Here is a 12075-nt window from a genome sequence, read left to right on the forward strand (position 1 = left end):
ACGGTCAGGTCAGGCGCTGCACAACAGTGGCCAGCCGTTGCGCGCGCGCCAGGCCTGTTCGCCCAGCTTCAGCAGCAGATCCTGGCCCGATGCCGGCGCCGCCAGGCGGTCGAGCCGGATGAAACCGAAGGTCCAGGTGAAGCTGGCCAGCTCCGGGTAGCGGCCGAGCGCGAGCCCGATGGTGCCGGGATCATTTGGAAACGTATGTTCGCGGGCGCGGTCTTGCAGGCTTTTGGCCAGGCCGGAATAGACCTCGGTCGTGTTCCAGTACGGTTGCATGTCGTCGGTAAAGCGCGCGGCGCGCGCAGCGATGTCGTAGCGCCCGACCTTTTTTTCCTTACCGCCCTTGGTGACATAGGTCCTGGGACACAGCGTCTGGCCTCGCAGGACGTTGACGGGGGCGTCGGTGCGGATGAAGTACCAGCCCGGTACCGCGCCGATGTTCCGGTTGAGGTGCCAGCTGGGGTTGGTCAGGTCGATAGCGACGCAAGAGGCATGGCTGTCGAGAAGGTCGAGGAGCGGCTGCATAAAGCTGGCTTTCTTTGCGAAAAAGCCATCCTAACCGTGTTTCACGCGGAAAACAAGCATAAACGCTTACATGATTACAGCAGTAATCATGTAAGGAAGCGGGCTCATCAGCCGCTTCACTGCCGTCCTGTTCACATCTTCCGTACATTTCAGATTGAATGCGGCGCCCCTGAGACGGCGTCGACAGCACCCCCAACCGGTGCCATGACATATTATGGTGGCCTCCCTGCTATCGGATCTTTCTATGTTGCTTGCAGCCGCCACATTCGAGGAACTACACGATCGCCTACCCTACCTGAACCAGGAGGTGCCACCGCACCCAACGCCGCGTGGCAACACTCCGGAGTTCTACACGATGGTCCGTCTCCTTGCATCCATACCGTTGAGCACGGCCGATTTCCCGCTTCGGCTCACCAAGGACGAGAGTCCGGATTTTGCATTGCAGCTTGGCAGCGTGTCGATCGGCGTCGAGCACACCGAAGCGGTAGCCGAAAACGCGGTACATGAGAGTAAACTGCGTGCGGCTCAGGGTAGGGGCGCATATCTCGTCCAGCCTGCGGTGATTGGCGAGCCCAGAAAATCGCGTAAGCAGCTGCTGAGCGAGATCAGTGCGAACCGGTTTCCGGAGCCAATGGTGGGTGATTCCGTGGAACGCGGCTGGGTCGACGCCATGCTCCATTTCATCAAAAAGAAGGCCGACAGCGCACAAAGGCCTGGCTATGCTGCGCACGACCAGCAATGGCTCGCAATTTACGACAACTGGACGGCGCCGGCCTTGAAGCGCGACTACGCCTTATCGCTCCTGCAGGAGGCTCTGCAGGCTAACGATCCTTTTACCGTGTTCGACCATGTTTTTATCCTCACCGGACAGATGGTGGTGGAGCTGACTCGCGGGCGGGCGTTACTGCACGTCCTGAACCACTGTCGGCGAGCCGAGGACGGGCCGGCCGGGGCCGGCGCCAGAATCAGGCGCGCGGCGCGCTACTTGCCATCGGGCCTTCGCTGTCGCTTTCACCGACCGGCCGATCTTGAGTATGCGGGCGCCGGCAACTGATTTCCGGCACAGTCACACCCGTGGACCCACATCTCCTTGCGGCGCCCCGCACGGCCGTCGCAAGAATGCGCACCCGGTCTCAACGTAAACATTTATTATCAGGCTCTTCTGCAATCCCGTGGCGCGTCTTGAACGTCGCTCATTGCCCCTCTCATGACAACCGAACAAACCCCTGATGAACCTTTGAGCATTGCAGACTTCCAGGCGAGCGGCTATGAAGCGCTGCCGGGAAGCGACAGCGAAAAGTGAATCGGCAGCCGGCGTCTATGCATGGTGGCTGGCGTTTTCCGTCATGTTCAGGTCGTTCTGGATGGAAACGCAAGCCGCCCCGACACCTGACGCCGCGCCGCCGCCTGCACCGGCAGAAGAGGGCGGTGCATGAACGGCGCGCCCGCCAGGCGGCAGCTTTCCAGGCTCGCGTGGGCATCGGCGAGAGCATACTGATTTCCAAGAATGTCCGGCTGCTTCCGAAAACGGACGCACCAGTGATAAGGTGCCGATTCAACCACGATCCTCTTGTATGCGCTTATATTCCTACGCCTGCACGGCCATCTCGGCATGCATGTTCGCCTGGCCTGCTGCAGCGCGAGCCGACACCTGGTACTACGTTAGCTTAAGCGCGGACGCTAAGCTAGTCGACCAGCAATGCGTCAGATTGCCTGGAGATACCACGCCGGCGGCGTCGTTATCCCAGCACGCCGGCGCCATCTCGATACTAAGTGACAAGACGACGGCGGACCAGTCCCGCGTACTGGTCCTGTCAACCCGCAGCGGTAGCAAGTACGCGTTTACCAGTACGATGAAGGCCTGCCAGGCGTTCAGGGCGCCCATCTTGGCCGAAGCGTCGCGTCGCAAGGTGGTCGACACGCAGCAGTGGTTCGTCGCCCAACTCACGCGAGGCGACTGCATTCCAATGCGCGAGATGTTCGGCGGAGTCGCCACACCTGAAGCATTGCACCGCCAGATGACGAAGGATGGGACGCCGATGTCGCTCGAGCGCCGCGGAGATAGTATCAGGTTGATTTCATTCGACAGGCAGAGCGCCCCACCGCTCCACCTGGTGAAAGGCGAAGCCATGTGCGGGGACTATGTCGGGAATTAGTTTGAGGCTGCCGAAAACGTCACTCGTATCCGGTCGCGGCCTGGCACCTTTCGCGCGCGAAAGTGCTAGCCGGCGCTGCACTGGCGATCGGCCAAGTGGCTCCGGAGGGGCGATCCGATGCCCCTGAGCGCGCGGTCGGCGAACGGCGTTGTGTCGCTCGTAGGAATGGACCAGCTAACGCTGGAAAACCTAAAGAGCCGGAACCGAACCGAAAAGCTCTTTACCGCGAAATGCTGCGGGGCGCCGGTACAGGTTCGGACCCCGGCAGGAAAAGTTGCGCACTTCTACCATCTGAGCACGACGCCGGGTTGCCAAGGCAGCAGCGGTGTCAGCCACATGCACGGCCACTAGCGCTTGTCGATGTCCACTGTCGATATCGGCTTGGTACGAACGCCAATGACAGTATGCCTTTCTCTATCCTCCAAAGTGCATGATGGTGCAATCGACGGCCACCGACATCTGATACCATTTTGTAGGTCGGCTTGATTGTCGCGATTTTAGGAGCCCAAGAAATGGCTGGAACAATCCACCGATTGAAAGCGTTAGTTGTGACTCAGAACACTACACCAGGGCTCTACAGTGATGGTGGAGGACTTTACCTTCAGATCATGAAAGCCGGTTCTAAGAGCTGGCTTTTCCGTTACATGCGCCAAGGGAAAGCCCGAAGCTTAGGGTTGGGCCCTGTACATACAGTTAGTCTTGCACAAGCCCGCCTGGCTGCCCACACGTGCCGAGAGCAATTGCAGGCTGGCTTGGATCCGTTAGCCGTAAAAAAAGAGCTGCGACACGCCAAGAATATGGACGATGCTCGCGCACTCACCTTTCGTGACTGTGCGACGCAATATCATCTTGCGCACAAGGATGCATGGAAAAATAAGAAGCATGCTGACCAGTGGACTAACACGCTCGCGACCTATGCCTATCCAACTTTCGGCCACTTTCCCATTGCGGACGTTGATGTAGAACTCGTCATGGCAGTACTCAATCCTATCTGGAAAGAAAAAACCGAGACGGCATCACGTCTTCGTGGCCGGATTGAGTCAGTGCTTGACTGGGCTACTGCACGCGGATACCGGCGCGGGGACAATCCGGCGCGGTGGAAAGGCCATCTGGACCATTTGCTCATAAGCCGGTCGGCCGCAAACAAGGTCGTGCACCATCCTGCACTTCCCTACAGCCAGCTTCCTGCGTTCATCTCTGCTCTACGGAATGGCCTCGGCATCTCACCACTGGCACTCGAGTTCACGATCCTATGTGCCAGCCGAACGAGCGAAACGATCAAAGCCACGTTCAATGAGTTCGACCTTGAAGCCAAAATATGGGTAATACCTGCGGCTCGGATGAAAGCCGACCGCGAACACCGTGTGCCGTTGAGCGACCGGGCCTGCGCCATCGTCAAAAAGTTGGCGGATAACGCAGAGAACGACTACGTCTTCCCTGGACGTAAGCAGGACTCACCGCTCTCAAATATGGCAATGCTGGAACTAGTGCGGGGGATGAACTTTGGGGCGATAACGGTGCATGGCTTCCGCTCAACGTTCCGCGACTGGGCAGGCGAATGCACGCACCATCCACGAGAGTGCATCGAGTTCGCCCTAGCTCATACGCTCAAAGACAAGACCGAAGCAGCCTACTTTCGGGGCGATCTGTTCGAGAAACGCCGACTGCTCATGAATGACTGGGCTGCCTTCTGCCGGTCCTAATCCTACGGCCACAGGCATGCAGAGCGCGCCCTAGTAGCGCTCGCACGTTTGAATCTTCTTCGCATTTCCCGCAATCTGATGTACGCTTGCTACTCAGACGTATCGTAAGCCTAGCAACATCACAGGTCAGAGAACGTCTTGCGAGGCCACTCCCAACGCCTTGCTCCCCTACCCCTAACCAAATTTAACTCTGCATAGCCATTGGCCCCGGCCGATGTTTAGGCGAACTTCGTTCGTCTACTCATTACGCTCAATGGCTCCAATTATTTTTGTGTTTTGGAGGTGTCATGTTTTCAAAGAAGCTCATCAGACTCAACGACGTCCTAGAGATCACCGGTCTTTCCAAAAGTCAAGTATACGCCCTAATCGCTGAACGAAAGTTTGTTCGTCAGGTCAAGATTGCGCGTTCAAGCCGCTGGTCGCTCGACGCGGTAAATGCTTGGGTTGACGCCCGTGTCGCTGAAAGCGAGGTACCCAAGTAAGTCTGCAATTGGGCGCGTCCTTACCTTCCCGCTCAAAGTAACCGATAACCGACTAAGCCGCATGAGTAACTTGAGTTGATTTTATATGTTTACTTTTTTTAACAAAAATAAAAAGTATAAACAATATAAATCGTACGCAATTGACTCACTAGACAATCATTGAAAGTAACCTATGAAAACTAACGTTAAACCTACTGACTACGATCACAGCCTTATGCAAGCTAGAGCCCTCTGCCACGCGGTACACGGTGAAGAGGGTAAATTTGGCTTGCTCTACATGATGCGTTGCAACCAGTCCCGTGTAGTTAAGGCGGTCGAACACAGCTACGGAACTTTCCACCAGCATGAATCTACTCTCGCTAGCCACGCGGCGGCGGGCTGGGAACCTTACATGATGGTTGCCGTTACGTCAGAAGCTGGTCATTCCTGCAGTGTCGTAAAGCATTCGTGGGCTGTTGCGGCGGATTTCGACAGTGGGCTGCCTGAGCTGCTTGAGTCGAATGAGCTCATTTCCCCCAGTTTCGTTGTAACGACGTCAACTGGACGCTGCCATGCCCTTTGGATCCTCGACGCCGTGTGCACCACAGAGCAGATGCAGTTTTTAGCAACTGTAATTCAAGAGCGCTTCGACGGCGATGTGGCATTTGCCCGCATGAATCAGGCAGTACGATTGCCTGGCTTCCTTAACCACAAGACTGGCGAAAAGGTGAAGTTGTACGACAAGCACTGCTCGGGAAAGCACCACACCTACGACACGCTTTGCCATGCGTTCGATGCCCCTCTAGTCGCAAACTTGGAGCGCATGCTAAATCCCCGCATGAACGACAGATTGACTATCTCGAAGATCCACCACACGTCTGCGGATATGGTTGAAGACGCAGCAAGTGCCTTACCATATTTGAGCCACTTGGCATCTGATTACGATAGCTGGATTCGCATTGGCCTCGCCTTGGCGGGACTCGGCTCTGAGGGAGAAAAGCTGTTCCACACATTTTCAGCATACTCTTCTGACTACGATGCAGACTCCGTGGCGAAAAAATGGCCGTACCTGCTCAAGGCTGCAGATTTGTCGTCGATTCGTCCGCTGTTCTACGCTGCGCAACGAGAAGGATGGTCAAACCCTGGCTTCCGCAATCGAGATGCCACCCCCAGCGTGCTAACCGACCGTGATTTCGGTGCGATGTGTGCTGAGGTCATGCATGCGGAGTTCGCTGTCATCGAGCATCCCGGGCAAAAGGGATCGCCACACTTCTTGAAACAGGACGGCGGCAGCTATCGCCTTTTGACAGAGATTGAGCGCCGCAGCGAGACTGAGAGCGTATGCAAGGAGGTCATCGCCAGGTTCACTTCTGACGGTTTGAAGACGGCGTGGCTGAAGAAGATCGGTACTATTAAAGGCCTGAACGACGTATGTGATCACATTGCGGAAGTCTTGATCCGCAAGCACGAGGGCAACAAAGTCCGATCCTTCCCGTATTTTCCGTTCAAGGGAGGTGTGCTGAACATGCTGTCACTTGAGGTCGTTCCTAAGAAGTACCGACCGCTGCCCCTTCACGCATCTACTGTCGTTTACGACCCAACCGCCGAAGCGCCTTTGTTTACACGCGTCGTCAACGAGATCTTTGAGAACGATGAGGACATGGTGCGGTTTATGTTCCAGCTTTTCGGCCTCATGTTGCTTGGCCGCCCTGAGCAATATTTCTTTGTTTGGCTGGGTCGTTCGGCAAACAACGGTAAATCGCTCTTGGTGAAAGTCATGAAGAGTATTCTGGGGCCCTACTTCACCTTCCTACCCACAGCGGCGCTGATGGTGAAGTCACACACCTCAGACGGCGCAAACCCCGCTATCGCGCAATTGGCAGGGAAGCGTCTCGCTGTTGTTTCGGAACCTACAGCCAAGCAGTCGCTCGACTCTAGCTTAATTAAGCAGATTACTGGTGATGGCCACATCAACGTCCGCGACAACTATGGCTCACCCAAAGATATGCCGGTAGAAGCCGTGATTTTGATGGTCGCAAACTACATGCCTGCCGCCATGGATGATGACAACGGCCTATGGCGCCGTGCCCTTGTCGTTCCATTCAACCGCACGTTCACGCCGGAAGAGGACGACAAAGACCTTGCGGGCAAGCTCGAGAGGGAGCGGCCCGGCATTTTGAACATGATGCTTGAGGGCGCGCACGACTACTTACGGCATGGCCTGGTTGTGCCCGAAAAGGTCCGCGACTTTGTTGCTCTCCAACGTCACGAGGTCGATCCGTTCGAGGCATTCCTTGCCGAATGCTTGAGCGAGTCACCCGGAAGCGCGACTCTGCTCAAAGACATTTATGCCGCCTACCTGACTTGGTACAAGCAAAACACCCGGCTGCGTCGGATGACTAAACCTGAGCTGATCAAACGCCTTCAGCGGCTGTTCCTTAAAGGTGCTCGAGGTCACCTTCCTTTGTTTGAGGGCGTGGTAGTGGTTGGCGCATAAACCGAGGCTGGCGCACGCCAAAGCAGGCTAGTCGCAGCCGCGAAGCGCGTGCGCCAATTCAGCAGAGACGGCAATTTGCATTGATATACATCGTATATTAATCGTTCAGGGAGTAAGAACATGACCAAGATAAACCGTTGGGGAAATAGTCTCGGGCTACGCCTGCCGAAGGAAATAGCGGCTAGTGCCGGGTTAATTTCGGGAGCTTACGTAAGAGTCCGGTTATTGGACTGCGGCGCATTGCTGGTCACGCCTGTTGCGGTTCCAATTGCTATCGCCACTCCGGCCATTGGGGTCAAGTCACCGAGAGAAGTCGTGAAGTGGTGATCTAATCCGATCTCGCTCAGACTGGCAACCCGCAACACATCACTTGAGAGCGCATGTCCACATTACTATGTAGTTGTCGGCCCAACTACAGCGCTGGCTGGCCTAAATGCTGAAACAGCCACATGCCGCACTTTGTACTTCGGAGCGCCACTCCCAATACGCGGCAGGTGAAATTCGCCTACGAATGCCAGCCCTAGGCGGCGACTGCAGTCGGTTACCTGAAGTCCATCATACTCAGTCGACTTCGCTGCGAACTCGGTTCGCCAGTTCAGCATTCGGCCGCTACAATTGTCACGTTGCACATAGATCAGCAGAGCACCTGCATTGTGATTCGGCGTACCTCCGCTTAAGATGTTCAAAGTAGATCAACTGTGGCCTCCCAATTGCACATTGAACAATTATTGCACAGGTGACTCTACTTGCGGCAATTGCGTCATTGCTTCGACGCCGCGTTGACTCTCTGCAACATCGCTTCCGCTTTTAGAACACCGGAATTACAGCAGAGTAGGTATCTTCCTTTGACTAGCAGGCCTGATGTACCGTGCAAGCGAAGCTGAGCTTCTATGACCGGTCTGGCCGGAGATAAGGAAAGTTGCCATGCCTGCTTCCGCTGCTTCGGTGCAGAAGCCGGCACGCAGGCTATGTCCGGCCACGTCCTTGGCCGCTTGATCGCCGGACATCGTTCGCACTGCAGCCTTCACGATCAACGCTACTGATTTCGGCACGAGCGCCGCGTCACCGACAATATGGTCATGACGACTTATTTGCCGAAAGAGCGGACCTGCACTTATCTCAGAGATAGCGAGCCAGTGGCGCAGTGCCTTCACCGGGCAACGAGCCCCACGCGCATGAGGAATAAAGACCGTGCGTCCGACTCCTTCCTGGTCAGTTTTCGAGCGTCGAATTAATAGCTCGATACCGGTATCGTATGCAGTTACGTCCTCGACGCGCAACGCGACTATTTCTGAGCGGCGCAGAGCGGCGGCGAAACCACAAAGAATCAGAGCCGAATCCCTGGCTCGACGCATCGGCTTGCTTTTGTCGATATGGACCATCAACTCCAGTAGGTCATCCTTCACGAGGGCTCTAACCTGCCGTTGCTTGACACCAATGGTTCTTCGTATGCCAATCATTGTTTGCTTGACCATACGGTTCATGGTTGGAGACTCAAGACCTTTGTCGGTATGTGCACGGTGTATAGCAATGAGGCGATGTTGAAGTGTAGCGATGGCCAGTGTTCCTGCAAAGCGAGCCAGATATTCAGCCACAAACTCTGGCGTCGCTGGCACACTGCCGCCGTGCTGGTAAAAGTGCCGCATGTCGTCAGCGTACGAGCGCAGCGTCGCTTTTGATTGTGCTGCAGCAGCGTAAGTGGCCGCGAGCGCTGCCGAGCTGCCAACGGCGGTTTCTATCGACCTGCTCGAGACAGAGGTTGACGGGAAGGGGACAACGAGTGGTGTTAGCCGATTTGAAGTTTTCATGGCTGGTTTAGTGACTCACAATAATAGATTAGAGGCATCTGACGAACTTGAAAAAAACGGCGGCGCAATGGCCGCCGGTCATAGGGAAGTTAAACCTCCAAGTTCAATACTCTTCCGGAAGAAGTAGCGTTGTACATGCACGGTCGCCTTCTGTAATCACCCATAGCCGTGCGCTGCCCAGGTTGAAGGACGAAAGGATACGTTCGCCGTCTTCGATGGCGTCTTTGTTAGCTTGGGCATCTTGCGCTCCGACAGTACCAAAGTCACCACGCTGATGTCTGTCCAAAAATAGTGCAGCGGTCGTCCCGGTGCGATCAAGCAGGTCAAGTGCCCCAGGTGTGGCACGGATGCACCCGAGTTGGAATAGCGCAGGGCCATTTTGAGCGCAGTGTTCCCGTCTGGCAGATGCCTGATGGTTTAAGCTCATTTTTTACCTCATTGTGAAGTGACTGCCACGCCGCGACGACGCTCGGCCATTCGGCCGTGCTAATTAACCATGAGATTCGGGTTGAAAGATACTGTGCAATGCCGACGGCGTGCGGAGGTTATGGCCACGACCTGTCAGGTCGTGGCGGTCCTGAAGAACCTTATTTCTTAGGCGTCGTTGCCTTCATCGCGTGTACGCCGATGTACCAAGCTGGCGCTAAAACGTCTACGTCAGTTCTTACCTGCTGCTTCGGATCGGCTGCCCCAGGCAACATTGCATAAATTACCAACTTACCATCGTGACTGGCTTTAGCCCGATGGAGAACTGCAGCCTCACCAGTCTCATAGTCAGCGTCGTACCGTACTAAGGCGATTGCAAGGTCGGGAAGGTTTGCGATCTTCGTCACCTCTTTCCAGACAGTGAAAACTAGCCCAAAGCTGGCTCCAATGCTGGACAAAAGTTCTTCCGTCAAGTATTGGTAATATGGACCAGTCTTGGGCATGCCAAGTGCCTCCGCGGCTTTGAAAACGTCTGGCAAGGTAGTGCGCGCCACTATGGCAATCGCGCAGAAGAGATCCGCGTGCCTGTCACCTTGGGTGCTCACGTGACCGTAAGCGGGTTCAAAACCTGCAGCTGTTGACTTGAGAATTGCTGGGATTGTGGTCATGTCAAACTCCTGAATTGATAAGGAAATACGCGCAGCGGCGCCCATCCGGCGATGAGCCGGTAGCGAAAAATGTTCTAAGGTTTAGTTCGGGATACGGTCGTATCAGAGCTGAGGGTCGACCATTTTGAGATGCGCTGCTGCGCGTTGGTCAAGCACGTTGGCTATTCGCCGTCACATTGCTTGCAACTACAGTATACCACCGAATGATGTCAAAAAAATAATTGAATAACTTTACGTCAGGCAGAAAAACTCTCCTCGCTGCCACCTTGGTGACGGGAACGGCCGCTCTTCATGCGGGGACTATAGTTATTTGCGTCGGCTATCGACCCAATGCAGTCATCTGTTGAAGTCATGCGTAGCGCTAAAACCAGCCCATAAGGCTAGCAGGCTGCAAATGAGACTCAAAACAACATAGATCAACGCTACACCTACCTCATCTCGGCGTAGCAAATGAAATGTCTCAAGGCCGAACGCTGAAAAGGTGGTGAAACCGCCTAGGATTCCAGTCATAAGAAAAAGTCGGGCATGTGGTGTGAACGAGCTATCCCTTAGTGCGAATCCAGCAAGTAGCCCCATCACACAACAGCCGATAACGTTGACTAAAAATGTTCCCAGAGGAAATCTCCAAATCACTGTTTGCTGGAGTATCCAGCTAGACAGTTTAAATCTCAAAACCGAGCCTATCGCTCCTCCAGCAGCTACAAGTAGTACAGATTTCATCCCTCGTTCCCTAGAATTTTCGTTGCGCCTCAGGTTCCTAAAGCATTCTCCGCTTTTGGCCGAACCCGGCCGTTAAGCTCAGCATAGCAGCTCACCGCAATGGGTGGACAGCCGGTCCTACCAGAGTTAGTAGCTCAATCGGACACGCTAGCATCGGACTGACCCGACGGTCGGTCTGATGGACGCATTCGAGCTCTGTATGTAACGCCGGTGTACAGCATTCGTACCAGCACACTCACAGGTATTCCTAGTTTAAGCCGGCGCCGACATCCGCTGGACTTGCGAAAGCCGCCGTGTACGCACCCCGTGTCCCCTTTAGTGCCACAGATGGTCGTTAAACTTGCGTTGAACGCTGCAATATACAGCGCTGTGATGGCTCGCCCGCTCACCACCGTAATGTCGAAACTGTTGGCCGCTGCGGACCTGCATGCCCGACTGTTGGCGCGTCCAGCGTGACCTTGCGGCGCGCACGTTTTCTATGCTGCGCCATGCGGAGCGCTACCGTAGCCGTGCCACCGCGACGTTCGAAAACGTAATTCGTGCACGTGAAATCACGGCAGGCTGCTGCTCTAGCGGGCAGACGAAAAAATAAATGCGCTGAAATGGAATAAAGCAGCTGCAGATCCGTTCACCCAAGTAGGAACAGCTCGTTCTATCACATCCACCCAGGGAGCCCACCATGAAAACTGCACCTCTTGCCCTTCTACTTGCCATCACTGCTGGTGTCACACATCCGGCCTTCGCAGGACCGGCCCTCGACGCCGCCCAGGCACATATTGCGGCAGTCGGCGCCAGCGAGCGTGCCGCCATCGTGCGCGACTACGCCGACGACGCGCGCTTGACCTGGGTAGGCGGCCCGCTGGACGGCACCTATACCGGCCCCGTAGCCATCGGCGCGGTTTGGGACAAGTTCGGCGCTGCCGCCGGGCCGGCCCGCGTGACCGTCATGGGCATCGACGAAACGGCCAACCCGAAGGGCGCCACAGTGGTTGCCACCGTACGCTTCGACGGGAAAATCCAGGTCAAGGTACGCTACGTGCTGACCTACCGCGACGGCAAGCTTGTGAACGAAACCTGGCAGGTCGATCCCAAACCGGCCGCCAACTGA

At 55.6% G+C, this 12075-nt stretch carries 10 protein-coding genes; 6 read left to right on the forward strand and 4 right to left on the reverse strand.

The features are described 5' to 3' along the window. Positions 1-9: 9 nt before the first annotated feature. Complete coding sequence (locus NRS07_RS19275) at positions 10-528, reverse strand: hypothetical protein (RefSeq protein ID WP_259213761.1); 519 nt, start codon at positions 526-528, stop codon at positions 10-12. Between the two features lie 244 nt (positions 529-772). Between NRS07_RS19275 and NRS07_RS19280 the strand changes: the two genes are divergently transcribed. The 5 genes from NRS07_RS19280 (at position 773) to NRS07_RS19300 (ending at position 7345) form a co-directional block, all read left to right on the forward strand. Then, entirely contained in the window at positions 773-1582 is an 810-nt protein-coding gene (locus NRS07_RS19280; protein ID WP_259213762.1) for a hypothetical protein, read from the forward strand. A 520-nt stretch (positions 1583-2102) separates the two neighbouring features. After that, entirely contained in the window at positions 2103-2684 is a 582-nt protein-coding gene (locus NRS07_RS19285) for a hypothetical protein (protein ID WP_259213764.1), read from the forward strand. Positions 2685-3166: 482 nt separating this feature from the next. After that, positions 3167-4387: an integrase arm-type DNA-binding domain-containing protein gene (locus tag NRS07_RS19290; protein WP_259213766.1), complete on the forward strand. Its 1221-nt coding sequence runs from the start codon at positions 3167-3169 to the stop codon at positions 4385-4387. A gap of 287 nt (positions 4388-4674) precedes the next feature. Continuing rightward, positions 4675-4869 (forward strand): AlpA family transcriptional regulator, encoded by a 195-nt coding sequence (locus tag NRS07_RS19295; RefSeq protein WP_259213768.1) that lies wholly within the window; start codon positions 4675-4677, stop codon positions 4867-4869. A 172-nt stretch (positions 4870-5041) separates the two neighbouring features. Then, a complete protein-coding gene (locus NRS07_RS19300; RefSeq protein WP_259213771.1) occupies positions 5042-7345 on the forward strand; it encodes a phage/plasmid primase, P4 family in 2304 nt (767 codons plus the stop codon). An 821-nt stretch (positions 7346-8166) separates the two neighbouring features. On the opposite strand, the gene NRS07_RS19305 is transcribed toward NRS07_RS19300, so the two are convergent. The 3 genes from NRS07_RS19305 to crcB all read right to left on the reverse strand — a co-directional run bounded on the left by NRS07_RS19305 (position 8167) and on the right by crcB (position 10967). After that, a complete protein-coding gene (locus NRS07_RS19305) occupies positions 8167-9153 on the reverse strand; it encodes a site-specific integrase (RefSeq protein WP_259213773.1) in 987 nt (328 codons plus the stop codon). Between the two features lie 587 nt (positions 9154-9740). Further along, the gene (locus NRS07_RS19315; protein WP_259213778.1) at positions 9741-10247 is read right to left on the reverse strand and encodes a hypothetical protein; all 507 of its coding nucleotides are present in this window, start codon (positions 10245-10247) and stop codon (positions 9741-9743) included. Positions 10248-10583: 336 nt separating this feature from the next. Further along, positions 10584-10967, reverse strand: coding sequence for a fluoride efflux transporter CrcB (gene crcB, locus NRS07_RS19320; protein ID WP_259213779.1), 384 nt, complete (start codon positions 10965-10967; stop codon positions 10584-10586). Positions 10968-11646: 679 nt separating this feature from the next. On the opposite strand from crcB, the gene NRS07_RS19325 reads away from it, so the two are divergent. Next, the gene (locus NRS07_RS19325) at positions 11647-12075 is read left to right on the forward strand and encodes a nuclear transport factor 2 family protein (protein WP_259213780.1); all 429 of its coding nucleotides are present in this window, start codon (positions 11647-11649) and stop codon (positions 12073-12075) included.

It is taken from the genome of Massilia sp. H6 (assembly GCF_024802625.1).
Classification (GTDB): Bacteria; Pseudomonadota; Gammaproteobacteria; order Burkholderiales; family Burkholderiaceae_D; genus Telluria.